This is a genomic window from Corynebacterium glutamicum ATCC 13032 (assembly GCF_000011325.1).
Taxonomy (GTDB): Bacteria; Actinomycetota; Actinomycetes; order Mycobacteriales; family Mycobacteriaceae; genus Corynebacterium; species Corynebacterium glutamicum.
Window position 1 is genome coordinate 781,462 of sequence record NC_003450.3, and the last position, 21,027, is coordinate 802,488.

The window sequence follows — 21,027 nt, forward strand, 5'->3', positions numbered from 1 at the left end:
AATCGCTTGGGAGAAGGAAAAATTTTCCAAACCTGCTCGGGGACCAACATCCCCGATGAGAACAGACTTAAAGTAGCTTTGAAAGTGAGAGGGGGGCGAGTAATGGAAGATTCAGCTGGGGACGTATCTGCAAAGTTGAAAGCAGGCCAGACTCGCACCGCACTGGAGATGACTTTGGATGATCTGTTCGGAGCGGTTGAGCAAGAATGGCAGGAGCAGGCGCTGTGTGCGCAAACTGATCCTGAAGCATTCTTTCCAGAAAAAGGTGGCTCAACTCGCGAAGCCAAGCGGATCTGCCAGGGCTGCCCGGTTCGGGATGAATGCCTAGAGTTTGCTCTTGAGCATGATGAACGCTTTGGAATTTGGGGTGGTCTCTCTGAACGTGAGCGCCGCCGCCTGAAACGCGAAATTTCGTAAAACTTCAAGACCAGTAAGCGAACCTTTAATTAATTGAGGGTTCGCTTTTGTTCTTGGCTGCACCGGCTTCTAAAAGACCAAAACCGGCGTGTTTTTAGAGCTACTTTGGTCTCGATCGCTACTCTGCAGGCCTGAATGGGGTGGAACTGGACCAAAAGTGGCAATGGCTGGAATCGTTCTTGGTCTCGATTGTTAACCTCCGGTGGAGTGCCATTGAAACTGGCCTGGCGTCGGAGAAGCCCAGAATCGTCTCCCAATTGCCCATGGTGCACCGGCCACGCTAGAGATCCTGGAATCCCGGATCGATGTCTCGTGGATCAATATTCAGATAGTTCGCCACCAAAGAGGTGAGAACATGAGTCAATAGCTCGTGGCGTTCCACAGCGTTGGTGACTCGTTGCTCGATCGGCATTCTGAAAATAACGATGCGCGCTCTCGTGGGGTTTCCCTTGGTATCGATCGCCGGTGGGATGACGCGACCAAGTGGAACGGGGCCGTCGGCGGTGATTTCATCGGGGAGAATGGCAAGGTCGGCGCTGAGTCGCATGCGAGGAACGGTATCGACAGCGATGTCTAGATTGCTGAGCTCTTTTTGGTAAATCCCGTAAAGAGGGGAGTAGGCCTCTAAGACTGCGCGGTCGAAGGCTTGGCGTCTAGAGGCGTGGCGGGGAACTTCGACGGGCATGAGTGGGCCGCGGAGACCGCGTCCGTGCCGATTGCGGAAAGTTCTCGTATGCATGAAAACAAATTCTATGTGTGTTGAGCTGCCAAAAGGGGTTGGCGCGCCGATGATGACTGTCCAAACCTAAACCAAAGGTCTAAACTTTGGCTTCGTGAGTCAGTTTCGTCGTTGTTCCCGCCCTGGTTGTGGCAAGCCTGCCGTCGCAACCCTCACCTACGCATATTCGGATTCCACTGCGGTGGTTGGTCCTTTGGCGCCTGCAGCAGAGCCCCATAGTTGGGATCTGTGTGAGCATCATGCCGAGCGTATTACTGCGCCCCTTGGTTGGGAGATGCTGCGGGTGAACGACATCAAAGTCGATGACGATGAGGATCTGACGGCTCTTGCTCAGGCTGTTCGTGAGGCTGGACGCACTGTGAGTGGTCTGGTTCCTGAAGACGAAGTGGGCGGCAACCATCCGGTGAACCGGAGTGCGCGGATCGCGGAACAGAAGGTTCACCGCAGGGGTCATCTCTATGTTGTGCCTGATCAGGACGAATCATAAGGTTTGCTATTCGGATTGGATCCTTTGGCAGGGGTAGGATTGCAAGCGTTATTTTGTTCCCTAACCCCTTCGAGGATTTATGCGTACCCGTGAATCTGTCACAGCTGTAATTAAGGCGTATGACGTCCGTGGTGTTGTTGGTGTCGATATTGATGCTGATTTCATTTCTGAGACTGGCGCTGCCTTTGGTCGGCTCATGCGTAGTGAGGGTGAAACCACCGTTGCTATTGGCCATGACATGCGTGATTCCTCCCCTGAATTGGCCAAGGCGTTTGCCGATGGCGTGACTGCACAGGGTTTGGATGTTGTTCATTTGGGACTGACTTCTACTGATGAGCTGTACTTTGCGTCCGGAACCTTGAAGTGTGCTGGTGCGATGTTTACTGCGTCGCATAACCCCGCTGAGTACAACGGCATCAAGTTGTGTCGTGCGGGTGCTCGTCCGGTCGGTCAGGATTCTGGTTTGGCCAACATCATTGATGATCTGGTTGAGGGTGTTCCAGCGTTTGATGGTGAGTCAGGTTCGGTTTCTGAGCAGGATTTGCTGAGCGCATATGCCGAGTACCTCAATGAGCTTGTTGATCTGAAGAACATCCGCCCGTTGAAGGTTGCTGTGGATGCGGCAAACGGCATGGGTGGGTTCACTGTCCCTGAGGTATTCAAGGGTCTGCCACTTGATGTTGCGCCACTGTATTTTGAGCTTGACGGCAATTTCCCCAACCATGAGGCCAATCCTCTGGAGCCTGCCAACCTGGTTGATTTGCAGAAGTTTACCGTAGAGACCGGATCTGATATCGGTTTGGCGTTCGACGGCGATGCGGATCGTTGCTTCGTGGTCGATGAGAAGGGCCAGCCAGTCAGCCCTTCGGCGATCTGTGCGATCGTAGCGGAGCGTTACTTGGAGAAGCTTCCGGGTTCCACCATCATCCACAACCTGATTACCTCTAAGGCTGTGCCTGAGGTGATTGCTGAAAACGGTGGCACTGCGGTGCGTACTCGCGTGGGTCACTCCTTCATCAAGGCGAAGATGGCAGAGACCGGTGCGGCCTTTGGTGGCGAGCACTCTGCGCACTACTACTTCACTGAGTTCTTCAATGCGGACTCCGGCATTTTGGCTGCGATGCACGTGCTGGCTGCGCTGGGAAGCCAGGACCAGCCACTCAGTGAGATGATGGCTAGGTATAACCGGTACGTTGCTTCAGGCGAGTTGAACTCCCGTTTGGCTAATGCAGAGGCGCAGCAAGAGCGCACCCAGGCTGTGCTCGATGCGTTCGCTGATCGCACCGAGTCCGTGGACACCCTTGACGGCGTGACTGTGGAACTCAAGGACACCTCCGCGTGGTTCAACGTGCGTGCGTCCAACACCGAGCCGCTGCTTCGCCTCAATGTTGAAGCTGCATCGAAGGAAGAAGTCGATGCGTTGGTAGCGGAGATTCTAGGGATTATCCGCGCATAATCCCATTTTCCGGCGGGCATCACGGGAATTCCTTATCCTTGGTAGTCAAAGTCAAGGAAAGGACTTCAATCCCCGTGGTGCAAGTGGACAATACCTTTTATGACGGTTCTGCTTATGATCCTGAAACCGTCCGATTTTTTGATGTGGCGCAGGAGGGGGCCCAGGTTCGCCAGATCGGTGGCCTCGTGGCGCAGGGCGCGTTGAGTGCGTTCGAGGGGTTGCGGCCACGTAGCGTGGTGGTGATGCTCGACGGCCAGATTCACCGCAGTTGTGTGCGATTGGTGGAAACCTTGCATTCCCCGATGCGCCAGCCGCTGGTTATTACCTCCACGCTGCCACATTACATCGGTGCGCTCGACGTGCTGATTGTCATCACCGACAACGGTGCAGATGAAAAAGCGCTCAAGGCACTCATCACGGCGTCGCAGCGGGGCGTGGCCACGCTGCTCATTGGCCCTAGTTCGGGCCCGCTTATCGACGAATCCCCCCAGGACACCTTCGTCCTTCCCACCTTGCCCACGGCCGCAGGCTTGTCGCCTGCCCGCATCGTGGCGTCGATAAGCACTCTTTTAGATCTTTTAGAAGCAGACCCCAGCATTATTTCCGACCGCTTGGAACACCTCGCCGACTGCATTGATGAGGAAGTGGAATCGCTATCGCCGGAACGTGACGAACTAGTCAATCCCGGCCGAAAACTGCGCGCATACGTAGATCACGCACGGATCGTGCATACCGGCCGAACTGATGTGGGACTCGCGATTGCCAACGTTATCGCCCCAATCTGGACCCGACGAGGCCTGGTATCAGCCGTGCTGGATTTTCCCGAGCTCATGGAATCATTGCCGGAACTCCGCGGACCCGAGCCAATTACCGACGATATATTCCATGACCCATTCATAGATGACGAACCCGGGGTGGTACCGTTTAGGGCTGTTGTCTGGGCCGAAGAGGAACCCGGAATCCCCGATGCCATGGCGCAAAGCTGCGACGGACCTAGCAAAGGGGCGCTGACACAAGCACTGCGTTTGCTGGTGCGCGGACAGTCAGCCACGACCTATTCCATTGAAGAAAAGGACTTGTAAATGGAGCTATTGGAAGGCTCACTGCGCACCTACCCATGGGGTTCAAGAACACTGATCGCTGATCTCAAAGGCGAAGAATCACCATCGTCTCGCCCAGAGGCCGAAGTCTGGTTCGGTGCCCACCCAGGATCACCATCAACCATCGGTGGAAACGCACTCAACGAAGTCATCGCAGCGAACCCCGAAGAAGCATTGGGCACGCGTGTTGCCGAAGCGTTTGAAAATGAGCTTCCATTCCTCCTCAAAATCCTCGCAGCGGGAGCACCCCTATCACTGCAGGCCCACCCATCGCTGGAACAGGCCCGTGAAGGATTCGCCCGCGAAAACTCAGCAGGAATTGACCTCGGCGCACCGAACCGCAACTACCGCGACCCAAACCACAAGCCAGAGCTGATCGTTGCTCTCACGGAATTCATCGCGATGGCAGGCTTCCGCCCACTGCGGAACACCCTCACCATTTTCGACGCCCTCGCCTGCGAACCCCTCGACCGCTACCGCAGCATGCTCACCGTCGACAACGAGGAAGAATCCCTCCGCGCACTGTTTACCACCTGGATCACCATCCCCATCGGTAAACGACACGAACTCATCGATGCCCTCATCAGCAACGCCCACACCTACCTTGAGGCAAGCGATCGTGACGAGGACATCGCATTCGTGCTCTCACACATCATCGAGCTCAACGAACAGTACCCCGGCGATGTCGGCGTTCTGGGTGCTCTGCTGTTGAACTTCTACAAACTTGCCCCAGGCGAAGCCCTCTACCTCGACGCCGCAAACCTTCACGCATACATCAGCGGCCTCGGCGTAGAGATCATGGCGAACTCCGACAACGTGCTCCGCGGTGGACTGACATCCAAATACGTCGACGTCCCGGAGCTTGTGCGCGTGTTGGATTTCAACTCTTTGGAAAACGCTCGCGTGGACGTTGAAGAAGACGGTGCAACGACCCACTACCCAGTTCCAATCAACGAATTCCAACTCGATCGCGTTGCAGTTCAGGGCGAAGCAGAAGCCAACCACGATGGTCCCATGATTGTTCTGTGCACCTCCGGAACTGTTTCCTTGGAAGCAGGGGAGAAGACCCTCGAAGTAGCAGCAGGTCACGCCGCATGGGTTCCAGCAAACGACCCAACCATTGCGATGCGTTCTGAGGACGCAGAAGTATTCCTCGCTAGGGTTTAGATCTTTTTAGATTAAAATCATGCGCCCCGCCAGAACTTGGCGGGGCGTAAATCTATTTTCTGCTCGGATTGGCTGACGGGGCGTGTCTGCTGCCGTCAAAATCTGGATTCGGTTGGGGAGCCTCTGCACAACCGTCCTATATGGCCAAAACTAAAAAGCTCGAGGCTTTTGGTCACCTAGTTTGGTCTGGCTCAAAACTTGCATCTGTACCCAAATATTAGTGCCTCTCAGAATCGCCTGTAAGAGCTTAGAAACCTTGTGGTGGCACTTACACGCATTGCCACTTTTCGACCTCTTGAACGCCCTTCTAAATGCACGTGAAATTCAGGTCGAAGTGGTTTAGCTCGTGGCAGTTGGTTCCACAGAGTTAGCTACAGAATTGGATGTTGTGTCAGCTGGTGCGCTTGGTGTTGCGTTTGGCGTCGCATCAGTAGTTGAACCGGCTGGCTGATCCGGATTGAGAGGAGCAGTAGGTTCCTCTACGAAATCGGTAGGTGGCGTATCAGACTCATCTGGTTGGGGAGTGCTTGTTGAATCATCGCTCGTTGGCGGGGTGGACGGAGCTACCGGATCGGTTGTCTCAATCGGATCGGTTGTCTCAATCGGATCGGTGGGTTCCGTAGGTTCAGAAGGTCCAGTTGGGTCTACCGGATTTGTAGGTTCGGTTGGCCTGTCTGGGCTCGACGGTTGTGTAGCAGCAGTTGACTCATCACCAGGTTCACTAGGCTCGTTTGACCTGGAGGTGATTTGAGTCGGGCTTGCCGATCCTGCTGAGGAGGGAGAACTCACCCGAGAGGTGGTAGTTGGAGAACTGCCAGAAGGGGTTAAACCGGAGCTTCGGCCATTGTCTGGACGCACAAAAGCATTCGGTGGAAGATATGGATCTTCGGTGTTGATGGGCGCCAAAGTTTGGTTTTCTAGGTCAGGTTCCGCCTCTTTGGTCTCTGTATTACCTGGGGAATCGTACCTAGCCTGGGTTTGGGTGGTAGACGTAGTAGTAGACGTGGCAATATCAGAGGTGGGTCGGCTTGGGCTGGACATCTGCCAGACCATAAAACCCAGGGCGGTGGCGGCTAAACAGCCGGCGACGATGAAGACGAGGGCTCGTCGAGTTTCTGTTTTCATCGTGGTTCACCTCCGAAGTGCAGTAGTTGTCTGAAAACTGGAAAATAACAAGTCAATAACAAACGCTATCATGTCTTGGCTTTCTTGAATAGGTCGCCAAGTAAATATGCAGGTAATTAGCGATTTTAAAGTTCGTTGATGTGCTGTCTGAATCGTGTGGGCGTTAGATGAATTGTTATAAACCGGATGTTTAACGGAATTTAATACGTGTCTTATTACGCGGACTAGAAAGGTTTTAGGGACATGGGTGCATGGGACGATGCAATCTTGACTGAGGAAGTCAACGTTGATTTTCTCGACGAGATCTCAGAATTAGATACTCAAGACATTCTTGAGGCGTTGGAAGACGCATGTTTGCTGGTGGTTAACCAGGACAACGCCACTGAAGACGAACACCTCAACGGTCAGGCGGCTGCGACGATCGCGGCCATCATGTTTGGCGCTCCATATTCTGCGGGCCAGGTGCTGGAGAATTACCCATTTATCCGCGAACTCGTCGGTGAGGGCTCTGAAGCTCTTCGCGGTGCTGCAGCGCAGGTTTTGGAAGAGGCAGATGTGGAATATGACCTCGAAGCTTATTTAGAGGCCCTCAACTAGCCCTCCACTAAACAGCTTCAATCAATTCGGTGTCCACTCCAACATGTAGAGTGGTGCGCGTTAAAAAAGTTTTCCTAATTTTCATTTTCTTAAAAGGAGCTCGCCAGGACATGGCACAGGTTATGGACTTCAAGGTTGCCGATCTTTCACTAGCAGAGGCAGGACGTCACCAGATTCGTCTTGCAGAGTATGAGATGCCAGGTCTCATGCAGTTGCGCAAGGAATTCGCAGACGAGCAGCCTTTGAAGGGCGCCCGAATTGCTGGTTCTATCCACATGACGGTCCAGACCGCCGTGCTTATTGAGACCCTCACTGCTTTGGGCGCTGAGGTTCGTTGGGCTTCCTGCAACATTTTCTCCACCCAGGATGAGGCTGCAGCGGCTATCGTTGTCGGCTCCGGCACCGTCGAAGAGCCAGCTGGTGTTCCAGTATTCGCGTGGAAGGGTGAGTCACTGGAGGAGTACTGGTGGTGCATCAACCAGATCTTCAGCTGGGGCGATGAGCTGCCAAACATGATCCTCGACGACGGCGGTGACGCCACCATGGCTGTTATTCGCGGTCGCGAATACGAGCAGGCTGGTCTGGTTCCACCAGCAGAGGCCAACGATTCCGATGAGTACATCGCATTCTTGGGCATGCTGCGTGAGGTTCTTGCTGCAGAGCCTGGCAAGTGGGGCAAGATCGCTGAGGCCGTTAAGGGTGTCACCGAGGAAACCACCACCGGTGTGCACCGCCTGTACCACTTCGCTGAAGAAGGCGTGCTGCCTTTCCCAGCGATGAACGTCAACGACGCTGTCACCAAGTCCAAGTTTGATAACAAGTACGGCACCCGCCACTCCCTGATCGACGGCATCAACCGCGCCACTGACATGCTCATGGGCGGCAAGAACGTGCTTGTCTGCGGTTACGGCGATGTCGGCAAGGGCTGCGCTGAGGCTTTCGACGGCCAGGGCGCTCGCGTCAAGGTCACCGAAGCTGACCCAATCAACGCTCTTCAGGCTCTGATGGATGGCTACTCTGTGGTCACCGTTGATGAGGCCATCGAGGACGCCGACATCGTGATCACCGCGACCGGCAACAAGGACATCATTTCCTTCGAGCAGATGCTCAAGATGAAGGATCACGCTCTGCTGGGCAACATCGGTCACTTTGATAATGAGATCGATATGCATTCCCTGTTGCACCGCGACGACGTCACCCGCACCACGATCAAGCCACAGGTCGACGAGTTCACCTTCTCCACCGGTCGCTCCATCATCGTCCTGTCCGAAGGTCGCCTGTTGAACCTTGGCAACGCCACCGGACACCCATCATTTGTCATGTCCAACTCTTTCGCCGATCAGACCATTGCGCAGATCGAACTGTTCCAAAACGAAGGACAGTACGAGAACGAGGTCTACCGTCTGCCTAAGGTTCTCGACGAAAAGGTGGCACGCATCCACGTTGAGGCTCTCGGCGGTCAGCTCACCGAACTGACCAAGGAGCAGGCTGAGTACATCGGCGTTGACGTTGCAGGCCCATTCAAGCCGGAGCACTACCGCTACTAATGATTGTCAGCATTGAGGGAATCGACGGCGCCGGCAAAAACACCCTGGTTTCGGCATTAACGCAGGTTATTGATGCAAAAGTCCTTGCATTCCCACGTTATGAAACCTCGATTCACGCCCAATTGGCCGCGGAAGCACTCCACGGCCGCATGGGCGACCTCACCGACAGCGCCTACGCCATGGCCACGCTTTTCGCCCTCGACCGCCACTTCGCGATTGATGACTTAAATGCGCCCGGCGTGGTGCTGCTCGACCGATACGTCGCCTCCAACGCGGCTTATACCGCCGCCAGATTGCTTGACGACGACGCCCCCCGCTGGGTTGCCGACCTGGAATTCGGGCGGCTTGGGCTCCCACGTCCGACGCTTCAAGTGTTGTTGGATACCCCCGCGGAGGTAGCGCAAGATAGGGCTAGACGTCGAGAAGCGCTTGACTCCGCGCGTGCGCGGGACCGCTATGAATCGGATTCGGCGCTGCAGCAACGCACCGCCGAGCACTATCGCCGCCTCGCGGCGGACAACTGGGAATCACCGTGGATCGTGGTTGCCCCTGATGAAGACCCCGGCCACGTTGCGCAGAGAATCGTGGAATTCCTGGGTACTATAAACTAATCCCAATTAGCAGGAAGGATTCTCATGTCACAGAAAATTCTCGTGGTTGATGATGATCCCGCCATCTCCGAGATGCTCACCATCGTGCTCAGCGCAGAAGGCTTTGACACCGTAGCTGTCACCGACGGCGCACTCGCCGTGGAAACCGCCTCCCGGGAACAACCGGATCTGATTTTGCTCGACTTGATGCTTCCAGGCATGAACGGCATCGACATTTGTCGCCTCATCCGCCAAGAATCCTCCGTACCCATCATCATGCTCACCGCCAAAACCGACACCGTTGATGTGGTGCTCGGTTTGGAATCCGGTGCAGACGATTACGTGAACAAGCCTTTCAAAGCGAAAGAACTTGTCGCCCGCATCCGTGCCCGCCTCCGCGCAACCGTGGACGAGCCCAGCGAAATCATCGAAGTCGGCGATCTGTCCATCGACGTCCCAGCACACACCGTCAAACGAAACGGCGCTGAGATTTCCTTGACCCCACTCGAATTCGACCTCCTGCTGGAACTCGCCCGCAAACCACAGCAAGTATTCACCCGTGAAGAATTGCTGGGCAAAGTGTGGGGCTACCGCCACGCATCCGACACTCGACTGGTCAACGTTCACGTTCAGCGTCTGCGCGCCAAGATTGAAAAAGATCCAGAAAATCCGCAGATCGTCCTCACCGTCCGCGGTGTTGGCTACAAAACTGGCCACAACGATTAAGTTTTTCATTTAAAAAAGGGGCAGTTTCTCATTCTTGCCTGGCTCACGCGACTTCGACATCGCATTGTAGATAAATGGCGAACCTCACTGCAGGTTCGCGTGCTCGGCTCCATCTTCACCGCATCAGCTGTCGTGATGATCCTTTTGGGGCTGGGCATGCTGACTGTATTCACCCAACGGTTGGTGGATCAGAAAATCGATATTGCGAGCTCCGAAATCGACCGCGCCCGCGTCATCGTCGAAGAGCAAATCACCGCATCCGGCGCCTCAACATCGGTGCAGGCGCGAGTGAACTCTGCCCGCGCTGCGCTCTCCAGCTTGGGTACCAGCGGCGGTACAGAAACCAACGCCGCCTACGATCCAGTCGTGTTGGTGAACAACGATGACCTGGTGGTCTCTCCCGAGGGTTACCAAATCCCAGAACGTCTGCGATACTTCGTCTCTGAGAACCAAGTCTCGTATCAGTTCTCCAGCATCGACCAAGGCGACGGATCGTCCTACCAAGCGCTCATCATCGGAACGCCCACGGAAAGCGACATCCCGAACCTCCAGGTGTATCTGGTGTTCTCCATGGAAAGCGACGAATCCTCTCTTGCTCTCATGCGAGGACTCCTCTCAGCTGCACTGCTGATCGTGGTGGTGCTGCTGGTCGGTATCGCATGGCTAGCCACCCAACAGGTCACCGCGCCGGTGCGTTCGGCGAGCCGGATTGCGGAGCGTTTCGCTCAAGGCAAACTGCGTGAACGCATGGTGGTGGAAGGCGAAGACGAGATGGCCCGCCTGGCGGTGTCCTTCAACGCGATGGCCGAATCGCTGTCCGCGCAGATCACCAAATTGGAGGAATACGGCAATCTGCAACGACAATTCACATCGGATGTCTCACACGAATTGCGCACACCGCTGACAACGGTGCGCATGGCTGCTGATCTAATTGCCGATAGTGAAGATGAACTTTCACCCGGTGCGCGCCGCGCCAGCCAACTGATGAACAGGGAGTTGGACCGATTCGAGTCGCTGCTGAGCGATCTGTTGGAAATTTCCCGACACGACGCCGGCGTTGCCGAACTGTCCACCGCGCTTCACGATGTCCGCATCCCAGTGCGATCGGCATTGGAACAAGTACAACACTTGGCCACCGAGCTCGATGTGGAATTGCTTGTTAATTTGCCCGAAGAAGCGATCAACATTCAAGGCGATTCCAGGCGCATCGAAAGAATCATTCGCAACCTTCTAGCCAATGCGATCGACCACTCCAAGGGCTTGCCTGTTGAGTTGAAAGTTGCCGACAACGTGGACGCAGTAGCGATCGTTGTTATTGATCACGGCGTCGGCCTGAAACCTGGACAAGACGAATTGGTGTTCAACAGATTCTGGCGAGCCGACCCTTCGCGCGTCCGCCATTCTGGTGGCACCGGCCTGGGTCTTGCGATTTCTCGCGAAGATGCGATGCTTCATGGAGGAAACCTTGATGCGGCGGGAACGATCGGTGTTGGTTCCATTTTCCGTTTGGTCTTGCCTAAAGAACCGCATGGAAATTATCGTGAAGCACCGATCCCGTTGATCGCTCCAGAGACACCGTGGGAAGGGGAGCAGCAGTGAGTAAAATTTCGACGAAACTGAAGGCCCTCACCGCGGTGCTGTCTGTGACCACTCTGGTGGCTGGGTGTTCCACGCTTCCGCAGAACACGGATCCGCAAGTGCTGCGCTCATTTTCCGGGTCCCAAAGCACACAAGAGATAGCAGGGCCGACCCCGAATCAAGATCCGGATTTGTTGATCCGCGGCTTCTTCAGCGCAGGTGCGTATCCGACTCAGCAGTATGAAGCGGCGAAGGCGTATCTGACGGAAGGGACGCGCAGCACGTGGAATCCGGCTGCGTCGACTCGTATTTTGGATCGCATTGATCTGAACACTCTGCCAGGTTCGACGAATGCGGAACGAACGATTGCGATCCGTGGAACGCAGGTCGGAACGTTGCTCAGCGGTGGCGTGTATCAGCCGGAGAATGCGGAGTTTGAAGCTGAGATCACGATGCGTCGGGAAGATGGGGAGTGGCGTATCGATGCTTTGCCGGACGGGATTTTATTAGAGAGAAACGATCTGCGGAACCATTACACTCCGCACGATGTGTATTTCTTTGATCCTTCTGGCCAGGTGTTGGTGGGGGATCGGCGTTGGTTGTTCAATGAGTCGCAGTCGATGTCCACGGTGCTGATGGCCCTTCTGGTTAATGGTCCTTCGCCGGCAATTTCTCCTGGTGTGGTCAATCAGCTGTCCACGGATGCGTCGTTCGTGGGGTTCAATGATGGGGAGTATCAGTTCACTGGTTTGGGAAATTTGGATGATGATGCGCGTTTGCGTTTCGCCGCCCAGGCCGTGTGGACGTTGGCGCATGCTGATGTCGCAGGCCCCTACACTTTGGTCGCTGACGGCGCGCCGTTGCTGTCGGAGTTCCCAACGCTCACCACCGATGACCTCGCCGAATACAACCCAGAGGCTTACACCAACACGGTGTCCACGTTGTTTGCGTTGCAGGATGGATCGTTGTCGAGGGTCAGTTCCGGCAATGTGAGTCCACTACAGGGCATTTGGAGCGGTGGAGATATCGATTCTGCAGCGATTTCCTCCTCCGCCAATGTGGTGGCAGCGGTACGCCACGAAAACAACGAGGCAGTGCTTACTGTTGGCTCCATGGAAGGCGTGACTTCAGATGCGTTGAGGAGTGAAACGATCACTCGTCCCACCTTTGAATACGCGTCGAGTGGGTTGTGGGCTGTGGTGGATGGGGAGACGCCTGTCCGAGTCGCACGATCGGCAACAACCGGTGAGCTCGTCCAGACGGAGGCGGAGATTGTGCTGCCAAGGGATGTGACGGGTCCGATCTCTGAATTCCAACTGTCACGAACTGGGGTCCGGGCCGCCATGATCATTGAAGGCAAGGTGTACGTGGGCGTCGTAACGCGTCCTGGTCCGGGCGAGCGGCGCGTGACAAATATCACGGAGGTGGCGCCGAGCTTGGGCGAGGCGGCGCTGTCGATCAACTGGCGCCCAGACGGCATTTTGCTTGTGGGCACGTCAATTCCAGAGACGCCGCTGTGGCGCGTCGAGCAGGACGGATCGGCGATTTCGTCGATGCCGAGCGGGAATCTCAGCGCGCCGGTGGTGGCGGTGGCAAGTTCCGCGACGACGGTCTACGTCACTGATTCGCATGCGATGCTTCAGCTGCCGACTGCCGATAATGATATTTGGCGCGAGGTGCCCGGTTTGCTGGGCACGCGTGCGGCGCCGGTGGTTGCGTACTGATGGAGCTGTTCTTCCCGCGCGCATGTGGTGGTTGTGGGGCGCCGGGGGCGTCGTTATGCAGTGACTGCCAGCGTGTGTGGAGGAAGCCGCCAACATTGGCGCGGCTTGATTTAGATTTACCGGTGTGGACGTTGTCGCCGTATGACGGCCCGCATCGCAACGTGCTCATTGCGCTGAAGGAGCACGGCCGTGCAGACCTTGTGGCGTTTGTGGGCGCGGTGGTGGGGGCGTCGATAAGCTATCTGGCGGCTCAGGGGGAAATTGAGCACGACATCACGCTGGTTCCGGCGCCCACCCGCGCCACCTCGCGACGCCGGCGGGGCGGCGATCCGGTTGAGCGGGTGTGCAATGCATCACGCTTATCGACGTTTCCCTGCCTTCAAATCTCATCCCGCACACCAGACTCCGTCGGTCAAACTGCGCAACAGCGAAGACTCAATATGCGAGTGGAGTTAGTCCGACAACCTCGGGGTTCTGTCTTGATCATCGACGATGTGGTAACAACGGGGGCAACTATTTCCGCATCTGCAAACGTTCTTCGCGCAGCGGGTGTGCAGGTCAGAGGAGCTTTAACTTATTGCCAAGCGTGATCTTGGATATAAAAGGGGCCCCTATTGGCAATGTGGTTATGACCAGAAGTAGTATAAGAAGTGAAGTTGATCGCGTCATCGTAGTACGAGTAATTCCACTCACACATCAATGCGGTGACCACAATTGGGAGGAGAAGTAGCACGTGACTACACCTGCTGAGAACAACACCCTTAGCCCCGAGACCAAAGTAAGCATCACTGGTCGAAACGTTGAGGTTCCTGATCACTTTGCAGAACGAGTAAATACCAAACTCGCAAAGATTGAGCGCCTCGACCCAACGCTGACCTTCTTCCACGTTGAGCTACAGCACGAGCCAAACCCACGTCGTGCTGACGAAAGTGATCGCATTCAGATCACCGCCACCGGCAAGGGACACATCGCCCGAGCAGAAGCAAAGGAAGACAGCTTCTACGCGGCACTGGAAACTGCACTAGCCAAGATGGAGCGCTCCCTGCGCAAAGTGAAGGCACGTCGCAGCATTTCCCGCTCCGGTCACCGCGCACCACTAGGCACTGGTGAGGTCGGTGCACAGTTGGTAGCCGAGTCCCAAGAGGCACGCGGTGCCGATGAACTGGGCAAATACGATGTTGATCCTTATGCAGATAAGGTCGATGACGTCATGCCAGGCCAGGTTGTTCGTACCAAGGAACACCCAGCAACCCCAATGAGTGTGGATGACGCACTATCCGAGATGGAATTGGTTGGACACGATTTCTACCTCTTCGTCAACGAAGAGACCAACCAGCCATCGGTGGTGTACCGCCGACACGCATTCGACTATGGATTAATTTCCCTGTCCGATGCATAGCAATTAGTTGCTAAGTACCCGCTACCGTAACGGTAGCGGGTACTGTGTTTTAGGAACCGTGCGTAGTTTTAGGAACAGTGCGTACAATATAGGTTCGTTATCATTTCCGTATCGCTATTTATAAGGACGACTGCTCGTGTTTGGATTGTCCAAGGTGCTCCGCGTCGGCGAAGGCCGTGCCGTGAAGCGACTTCACAAGATCGCTGACCAGGTTATCGCGCTTGAAGATAAGTTCGCCAACCTAACCGATGAGGAGCTCAAGGCAAAAACAGCCGAGTTCAAAGAACGCATCGCTGGCGGTGAAGGACTCGACGAAATCTTCCTCGAAGCGTTCGCAACAGCCCGTGAAGCAGCTTGGCGTGTGCTCGGCCAGAAGCACTACCATGTACAAATCATGGGTGGCGCAGCGCTGCACTTTGGCAACGTCGCCGAAATGCGCACCGGCGAAGGCAAAACCCTCACCTGCGTGCTTCCAGCATATTTGAACGCACTTGAAGGAAAAGGCGTCCACGTTGTCACCGTCAATGATTACCTAGCAAAACGTGACGCAGAAATGATGGGCCGTGTGCACCGCTACTTAGGCCTCGAAGTGGGAGTAATCCTCTCTGACATGCGCCCAGACGAGCGCCGCGAAGCCTACGCTGCCGACATTACCTACGGCACCAACAACGAACTCGGCTTCGACTACCTGCGCGACAACATGGCACGCTCCCTAAGCGACCTCGTGCAGCGTGGACACAACTACGCCATTGTCGACGAAGTAGACTCCATCCTCATCGACGAAGCCCGCACCCCACTGATTATCTCCGGACCAGTAGACGGCACATCGCAGTTCTACAACGTCTTCGCACAGATCGTCCCACGCATGACCAAGGACGTTCACTACGAAGTCGACGAACGTAAAAAGACCGTCGGTGTGAAAGAAGAAGGCGTCGAATACGTCGAAGACCAACTCGGCATCGACAACCTCTACGCACCTGAGCACTCACAGCTGGTCAGCTACCTGAACAACGCCATCAAGGCACAGGAACTGTTCACCCGCGACAAGGACTACATCGTCCGCAACGGCGAAGTTATGATCGTCGACGGCTTCACCGGCCGTGTCCTTGCCGGCCGCCGATACAACGAAGGCATGCACCAGGCGATCGAAGCCAAAGAGCGCGTAGAGATCAAAAACGAGAACCAGACCCTGGCGACCGTTACCCTCCAGAACTACTTCCGCCTCTACACCAAACTCGCCGGCATGACCGGTACCGCAGAGACCGAAGCAGCAGAGCTCAACCAGATCTACAAGCTCGACGTCATCGCGATCCCAACCAACCGACCAAACCAGCGCGAAGACTTGACCGACTTGGTGTACAAAACCCAAGAGGCTAAGTTCGCAGCAGTCGTCGACGACATCGCAGAACGCACCGAAAAGGGCCAACCAGTCCTCGTCGGTACCGTCTCCGTCGAGCGCTCCGAATACCTCTCCCAGCTGTTGACCAAACGAGGCATCAAGCACAACGTCCTCAATGCGAAGCACCACGAGCAGGAAGCACAGATCGTTGCTCAGGCAGGTCTTCCAGGCGCCGTCACCGTTGCCACCAACATGGCGGGCCGTGGAACCGACATCGTGCTCGGCGGAAACCCAGAAATCCTCCTCGACATCAAACTCCGCGAACGTGGACTTGATCCTTTCGAAGACGAAGAAAGCTACCAGGAAGCCTGGGACGCTGAACTTCCAGCAATGAAGCAGCGATGCGAAGAACGTGGCGACAAAGTCCGCGAAGCCGGAGGACTCTACGTCCTTGGCACCGAACGCCACGAATCCCGACGCATCGACAACCAGCTGCGCGGTCGTTCTGCACGTCAGGGCGACCCAGGATCCACCCGCTTCTATCTCTCTATGCGCGACGACCTGATGGTTCGCTTCGTCGGCCCAACCATGGAAAACATGATGAACAGGCTCAACGTCCCAGACGATGTGCCCATCGAATCCAAAACCGTCACCAACTCCATCAAGGGCGCCCAAGCTCAGGTGGAGAACCAGAACTTCGAAATGCGTAAGAACGTTCTGAAGTACGACGAAGTCATGAACGAACAGCGCAAGGTTATCTACAGCGAGCGACGCGAAATCCTCGAATCCGCAGACATCTCCCGCTACATCCAAAACATGATCGAAGAAACAGTCAGCGCATACGTCGACGGCGCCACCGCCAACGGCTACGTCGAAGACTGGGACCTCGACAAACTCTGGAACGCCCTCGAAGCCCTCTACGACCCATCGATCAACTGGACCGACCTCGTCGAAGGCAGCGAATACGGCAAACCAGGGGAGCTGTCCGCCGAAGATCTACGCACCGCACTCGTCAACGACGCCCACGCCGAATACGCAAAACTCGAAGAAGCCGTATCCGCAATCGGCGGCGAAGCACAGATCCGCAACATCGAACGAATGGTGCTCATGCCAGTCATCGACACCAAATGGCGCGAACACCTCTACGAAATGGACTACCTGAAAGAAGGCATCGGCCTGCGCGCAATGGCACAGCGCGACCCACTGGTCGAATACCAAAAGGAAGGCGGCGACATGTTCAACGGCATGAAAGACGGCATCAAGGAAGAAACCGTCCGCCAGCTCTTCCTCCTCCGCAAGCAGTTCATCAAGCAAGACGCGGAAGTCGCTGACTAACTCAGAACCCTGAAATTCAGCATCCGCCACATGCCGCCCGATTCGGCCAATCGGGCGGCATATGCCGTTCTCCGAACACCCATAGAAATACTCCCGCACACTTCCGCAGACTTCTCTCCGAGTTGGACATGGCAAGATAACAGATCCGCCGACTCGGTAAACCCCAGCCTGCGGCGAGCGGAAACGTGGGCGCGGACGGGGGCGTCGAAAAGCTTCGGGGTTAAGTGAGCGATTGGCCGAAGGCCGAACGCGGAATCCAAAGCGACCCTCACCAGCACTGACACCTCGCGCGGCACTTCGGTGCGTGCGTGGATTGCCTGAGGCAACGGATCGGGCACAAGATATAACAAATGTGCGAAACCTGGAATTGGAACAAGCACAACAAATCTCCTTGAGAGAAAATCTCAAGGCAAAAAACAAGCCACCCCAATCTGTGCGACAATCAAACCACAGACTACGACTATTATGTCACGAAGAAACCAAAGAAAGGGAAATAATGCGCGGACTAATTGTTGACTACGCTGGAGTACTAGACGGAACCGATGAGGACCAGCGTCGCTGGCGCAACCTGCTCGCCGCAGCAAAGAAAAATGGCGTCGGAACCGTGATCCTCAGCAACGATCCAGGTGGGCTCGGCGCAGCGCCGATCCGGGAACTCGAAACAAACGGGGTAGTCGATAAGGTGCTGCTGTCGGGAGAACTTGGCGTCGAAAAGCCAGAGGAAGCAGCTTTCCAGGCCGCCGCAGACGCCATCGACCTGCCCATGCGTGACTGCGTGCTTGTCGACGACTCGATCCTCAACGTGCGCGGCGCCGTCGAAGCCGGACTCGTAGGCGTCTACTACCAGCAATTTGACCGTGCAGTCGTCGAAATCGTCGGACTGTTCGGGCTAGAAGGAGAATTCTAATCTTGCGCGTCTACATCCCAGCAACGTTTTCCACACTCCGCGGACTCAATGAATCCCGCGTCATCACAGCACGCTCCGGATACGGTTTCGCAGTCACCCCAGCACTCCTTGACTTCTACACCGACGGTGACGAAGAAGAAATCGCACATGCAGCCTTCCAAGACGCCGCAGAAGCCTCCATCCGACTCCTCGCAATCGGCGACGAAGAAACATTTCCCTACCGCAGAGTCGTCGTCTCAGTAGATGTTGACGACTCCGTGGTGACCTACCAGCCTGAAAACGGCGAATCCGTAGTCAAACTCAGCCCAGCGCACATCAACCTCGACGACGTGGCAGCAATCCACATCGACGTTGAAGCCTCCGAAGCAGACACCAAAAAAGCTATCGAAGTCATCGACGAATCCGACCTCGGCGAAGAAGACGCCGAACTCACCGTCGGAGACGCCCAAGACAACTTCATGGCCTGGTACGACCCAGAAGAGCTCCCCTTCCTAGTCGAGCTCCTCTAGATCACATATCCCACGCGTCGTTGCTCCTCAACGCAACGAGCAACGCACGCACCGCCTCAACACGACGCGCACTCGCACCCTCCAGGCGATCCAACGCACAACCAGGATCCGCCGGAGGACCCAAATGCGAACACCCACGAGGACAATCCTCCGCCGCTAAAGCCAAATCGTCGAACACACCAACCACAGTGTCCGCATCAACATGCGCCAAACCAAACGAACGAATACCCGGCGTATCGATAATCCAACCATTATCAATGGCAAGAGCGACCGACTGCGTCGACGTATGCCGACCCTTGCCAACCCCCGACACGACACCAGTCTCACGATCGGCATCCGGCACCAAACGATTCACCAACGTCGACTTACCCACACCAGAATGCCCAATAAGCGCCGTAATATGGCCCTCCACGACCTCCAAAACAGGATCAAGAGGATCATCAACACCACAAACAACAACCGGCACTTCCAAAGCCTCAAACTCCGCAGCGAACTCCGCAGGATCCGCCAAATCAGACTTCGTCAAACACAACACCGGCTGCAAATTACCAACAAACGCAGCAATTAGAGCACGCTCCACAAAACCCGCCCGAGGCGGCGGATCGGCGACAGCAGAAACAATCAACAACTGATCCGCATTAGCCACCACAATCCGCTCAAACGGGTCCGTGTCATCAGCCGTACGACGCAACACACTCGTGCGCTCCTCAAGGCGGACAATTCGAGCCAACGAGCCCGGACGGCCAGACGTATCGCCGACAACTCCGACACGATCACCCACTTCGATAGCCGTACGCCCCAACTCACGGGCACGCATCGTCACAATGGCATCTTGACGACCATCGAGAACAACACCCCAACGACCACGATCCTTCGTCACAACCATGCCCACTAGAGCATTCTCATGCGATGGCCGATCCTTCGTACGAGGGCGGGTACCTTTACCTGGGCGAACACGAACATCGGATTCGTCATAGCTGCGTCTAGCCAACCATCTCCTCCCAAACATTTTCAAAACCAGGGAAAGTTTTGGAAGTGGTCTTAATGTCTTCAACCTGAACGCCATCAACCGCGAGGCCAATGATCGCACCAGCAGTAGCCATACGGTGATCAGCATATGAATGCCACACACCACCGTGCAGCGACGCAGGCTCAATCAACAGACCATCCTTAAGCTCAGTGCACTTTCCACCAAGTTTGTTGATCTCCGCAGTCAACGCAGCCAAACGATCCGTCTCATGGCCACGAAGATGAGCAATACCGGTCAAACGAGACTCTGTCGACGCCAACGCAGCCAACGCCGCCACGGTAGGGGTCAACTCACCGATATCGGACATATCGATCTCAATGCCCTTGAGAGCAACCGGACCAGTCACCGACAGATCGTAACCTTCACCCTGAGCAACCAGCTCAACTTCGCAGCCCATGCGCTCAAGAATCGAACGAATAGCATCGCCAGGCTGAGTAGTTTTGATTGGCCAGTGGTTAATCTTGATGGTTCCACCAGTGACCGCAGCGGCAGCTAGGAACGGAGTCGCATTAGAAAGATCCGGCTCAATGCGCCAGGTCCGACCCAAGATCTCACCAGGATGAACAACCCACTGATTTTCTGACTCTTCGATCTCAATGCCTGCGGAACGAAGCATATCGACGGTCATCTCAATATGCGGCATGCTCGGCAGACGACCACCGACGTGCTTAACGGTGACGCCATTTTTAAAACGAGGCGCTGAAAGCAAAAGACCAGAAACAAACTGAGATGAGCCGGAAGCATCAATCTCAACCACGCCACCCTCAGGGACCTCACCAGCATTAACAGTGAAAGGCAGATTGTTGTTGTCTACCTCCACACCAAGCGAACGCAGCGCATCCAAAATGCTGGTCATCGGACGAACACGAGCTTGAGGATCGCCATCAAAATGAACAGGACCATCAGCGAAAGCAGCAACAGGAGGCAAAAAGCGCATGACCGTACCAGCAAGACCACACTCAACGGAGCCAGCAGACAACTGTCCGGGCTCAACGCGGTAGCGATCGACTGCCTCTTCAGTAATGGTGATTCCGAGGCTGCGTAGACCATCAGTCATGAGATCGGTATCACGACTACGAAGGACATCAATGATGGTGGATGGAGTTGATGCGAGCGCAGCCAAGATGAGGGCGCGGTTGGTGATCGACTTGGAACCAGGGATAGCCAGGTCCGAGACTATGGGGCCGCGAGCGCGCGGAGCATCCCAAATGGGCAAAGAGATAGACGAATCAGACACAAAGACCATAATAGATGT

General features: G+C 55.6%; 21 protein-coding genes. 16 read left to right on the forward strand and 5 right to left on the reverse strand.

All coding sequences use genetic code 11. The features are described 5' to 3' along the window. Positions 1-102: 102 nt before the first annotated feature. Positions 103-417, forward strand: coding sequence for a WhiB family transcriptional regulator (locus CGL_RS03700; protein WP_003858209.1), 315 nt, complete (start codon positions 103-105; stop codon positions 415-417). A gap of 280 nt (positions 418-697) precedes the next feature. Here the strand turns inward: CGL_RS03700 and CGL_RS03705 are convergent, their stop codons facing one another. Next, the gene (locus CGL_RS03705) at positions 698-1,156 is read right to left on the reverse strand and encodes a metallopeptidase family protein (RefSeq protein ID WP_003863577.1); all 459 of its coding nucleotides are present in this window, start codon (positions 1,154-1,156) and stop codon (positions 698-700) included. A gap of 94 nt (positions 1,157-1,250) precedes the next feature. On the opposite strand from CGL_RS03705, the gene CGL_RS03710 reads away from it, so the two are divergent. The 4 genes from CGL_RS03710 to manA all read left to right on the forward strand — a co-directional run bounded on the left by CGL_RS03710 (position 1,251) and on the right by manA (position 5,366). After that, a complete protein-coding gene (locus CGL_RS03710) occupies positions 1,251-1,643 on the forward strand; it encodes a DUF3499 domain-containing protein (protein ID WP_003863575.1) in 393 nt (130 codons plus the stop codon). Between the two features lie 79 nt (positions 1,644-1,722). Further along, positions 1,723-3,099 carry a phosphomannomutase/phosphoglucomutase gene (locus CGL_RS03715; RefSeq protein WP_003863574.1) on the forward strand — a complete coding sequence of 459 codons (1,377 nt, stop codon included), beginning with the start codon at positions 1,723-1,725 and terminating at the stop codon, positions 3,097-3,099. Between the two features lie 74 nt (positions 3,100-3,173). After that, positions 3,174-4,181, forward strand: coding sequence for a hypothetical protein (locus CGL_RS03720; protein WP_003863573.1), 1,008 nt, complete (start codon positions 3,174-3,176; stop codon positions 4,179-4,181). Continuing rightward, entirely contained in the window at positions 4,182-5,366 is a 1,185-nt protein-coding gene (gene manA, locus CGL_RS03725) for a mannose-6-phosphate isomerase, class I (protein WP_011013865.1), read from the forward strand. A 339-nt stretch (positions 5,367-5,705) separates the two neighbouring features. Here manA and CGL_RS03735 read toward each other — a convergent pair whose 3' ends face one another. Then, the gene (locus tag CGL_RS03735) at positions 5,706-6,491 is read right to left on the reverse strand and encodes a hypothetical protein (RefSeq protein WP_011013866.1); all 786 of its coding nucleotides are present in this window, start codon (positions 6,489-6,491) and stop codon (positions 5,706-5,708) included. A gap of 243 nt (positions 6,492-6,734) precedes the next feature. Here CGL_RS03735 and CGL_RS03740 point away from each other — a divergent pair, with 243 nt between their 5' ends. The 9 genes from CGL_RS03740 to secA all read left to right on the forward strand — a co-directional run bounded on the left by CGL_RS03740 (position 6,735) and on the right by secA (position 17,326). After that, on the forward strand, positions 6,735-7,088 hold the full coding sequence (locus CGL_RS03740) for a hypothetical protein (RefSeq protein WP_003858196.1): 354 nt from the start codon (positions 6,735-6,737) through the stop codon (positions 7,086-7,088). Between the two features lie 110 nt (positions 7,089-7,198). Next, positions 7,199-8,635 carry an adenosylhomocysteinase gene (gene ahcY, locus CGL_RS03745; protein ID WP_003858195.1) on the forward strand — a complete coding sequence of 479 codons (1,437 nt, stop codon included), beginning with the start codon at positions 7,199-7,201 and terminating at the stop codon, positions 8,633-8,635. Then, positions 8,635-9,246, forward strand: coding sequence for a dTMP kinase (locus CGL_RS03750; RefSeq protein WP_003858194.1), 612 nt, complete (start codon positions 8,635-8,637; stop codon positions 9,244-9,246). The genes ahcY and CGL_RS03750 overlap by 1 nt, the downstream gene beginning before the upstream one ends. Before the next feature lie 24 nt (positions 9,247-9,270). Next, positions 9,271-9,951, forward strand: coding sequence for a two-component system response regulator MtrA (gene mtrA / locus CGL_RS03755; RefSeq protein ID WP_011013867.1), 681 nt, complete (start codon positions 9,271-9,273; stop codon positions 9,949-9,951). A 63-nt stretch (positions 9,952-10,014) separates the two neighbouring features. Continuing rightward, complete coding sequence (gene mtrB, locus CGL_RS03760) at positions 10,015-11,550, forward strand: two-component system sensor histidine kinase MtrB (protein WP_179300924.1); 1,536 nt, start codon at positions 10,015-10,017, stop codon at positions 11,548-11,550. Next, positions 11,547-13,253, forward strand: coding sequence for an MtrAB system accessory lipoprotein LpqB (gene lpqB, locus CGL_RS03765; protein WP_011013869.1), 1,707 nt, complete (start codon positions 11,547-11,549; stop codon positions 13,251-13,253). The genes mtrB and lpqB overlap by 4 nt, the downstream gene beginning before the upstream one ends. A 95-nt stretch (positions 13,254-13,348) precedes the next feature. After that, complete coding sequence (locus tag CGL_RS03770; RefSeq protein ID WP_227747753.1) at positions 13,349-13,843, forward strand: ComF family protein; 495 nt, start codon at positions 13,349-13,351, stop codon at positions 13,841-13,843. Between the two features lie 143 nt (positions 13,844-13,986). After that, entirely contained in the window at positions 13,987-14,652 is a 666-nt protein-coding gene (gene hpf, locus CGL_RS03775; RefSeq protein WP_003858182.1) for a ribosome hibernation-promoting factor, HPF/YfiA family, read from the forward strand. A 136-nt stretch (positions 14,653-14,788) separates the two neighbouring features. After that, the gene (secA, locus tag CGL_RS03780) at positions 14,789-17,326 is read left to right on the forward strand and encodes a preprotein translocase subunit SecA (protein ID WP_011013871.1); all 2,538 of its coding nucleotides are present in this window, start codon (positions 14,789-14,791) and stop codon (positions 17,324-17,326) included. Here secA and CGL_RS03785 read toward each other — a convergent pair. Further along, entirely contained in the window at positions 17,323-17,706 is a 384-nt protein-coding gene (locus tag CGL_RS03785) for an Rv3235 family protein (RefSeq protein ID WP_003858177.1), read from the reverse strand. The two genes, secA and CGL_RS03785, sit on opposite strands and share 4 nt — an antisense overlap. Before the next feature lie 116 nt (positions 17,707-17,822). On the opposite strand from CGL_RS03785, the gene CGL_RS03790 reads away from it, so the two are divergent. Beyond that, on the forward strand, positions 17,823-18,233 hold the full coding sequence (locus CGL_RS03790; RefSeq protein WP_003863558.1) for an HAD-IA family hydrolase: 411 nt from the start codon (positions 17,823-17,825) through the stop codon (positions 18,231-18,233). 2 nt (positions 18,234-18,235) lie between these two features. Next, positions 18,236-18,742, forward strand: coding sequence for a DUF6912 family protein (locus CGL_RS03795; protein ID WP_003858173.1), 507 nt, complete (start codon positions 18,236-18,238; stop codon positions 18,740-18,742). Position 18,743: 1 nt separating this feature from the next. On the opposite strand, the gene rsgA is transcribed toward CGL_RS03795, so the two are convergent. Next, positions 18,744-19,751, reverse strand: a complete 1,008-nt coding sequence (rsgA, locus tag CGL_RS03800) for a ribosome small subunit-dependent GTPase A (protein ID WP_370684771.1) — start codon at positions 19,749-19,751, stop codon at positions 18,744-18,746. Further along, the gene (gene aroA, locus CGL_RS03805) at positions 19,726-21,018 is read right to left on the reverse strand and encodes a 3-phosphoshikimate 1-carboxyvinyltransferase (protein WP_011013873.1); all 1,293 of its coding nucleotides are present in this window, start codon (positions 21,016-21,018) and stop codon (positions 19,726-19,728) included. The genes rsgA and aroA overlap by 26 nt, the downstream gene beginning before the upstream one ends. Between the last annotated feature and the right edge of the window lie 9 nt (positions 21,019-21,027).

Bases quoted from the DNA above. Each gene is read 5' to 3' on its own strand.
- CGL_RS03700 (WP_003858209.1), top strand. From the start codon at position 103: ATGGAAGATTCAGCTGGGGACGTATCTGCAAAGTTGAAAGCAGGCCAG.
- CGL_RS03735 (WP_011013866.1), bottom strand. From the start codon at position 6,491: ATGAAAACAGAAACTCGACGAGCCCTCGTCTTCATCGTCGCCGGCTGT.
- CGL_RS03715 (WP_003863574.1), top strand. From the start codon at position 1,723: ATGCGTACCCGTGAATCTGTCACAGCTGTAATTAAGGCGTATGACGTC.
- mtrA (WP_011013867.1), top strand. From the start codon at position 9,271: ATGTCACAGAAAATTCTCGTGGTTGATGATGATCCCGCCATCTCCGAG.
- manA (WP_011013865.1), top strand. From the start codon at position 4,182: ATGGAGCTATTGGAAGGCTCACTGCGCACCTACCCATGGGGTTCAAGA.
- rsgA (WP_370684771.1), bottom strand. From the start codon at position 19,751: ATGTTTGGGAGGAGATGGTTGGCTAGACGCAGCTATGACGAATCCGAT.
- CGL_RS03790 (WP_003863558.1), top strand. From the start codon at position 17,823: ATGCGCGGACTAATTGTTGACTACGCTGGAGTACTAGACGGAACCGAT.
- CGL_RS03750 (WP_003858194.1), top strand. From the start codon at position 8,635: ATGATTGTCAGCATTGAGGGAATCGACGGCGCCGGCAAAAACACCCTG.
- CGL_RS03740 (WP_003858196.1), top strand. From the start codon at position 6,735: ATGGGTGCATGGGACGATGCAATCTTGACTGAGGAAGTCAACGTTGAT.
- ahcY (WP_003858195.1), top strand. From the start codon at position 7,199: ATGGCACAGGTTATGGACTTCAAGGTTGCCGATCTTTCACTAGCAGAG.
- aroA (WP_011013873.1), bottom strand. From the start codon at position 21,018: ATGGTCTTTGTGTCTGATTCGTCTATCTCTTTGCCCATTTGGGATGCT.
- CGL_RS03705 (WP_003863577.1), bottom strand. From the start codon at position 1,156: ATGCATACGAGAACTTTCCGCAATCGGCACGGACGCGGTCTCCGCGGC.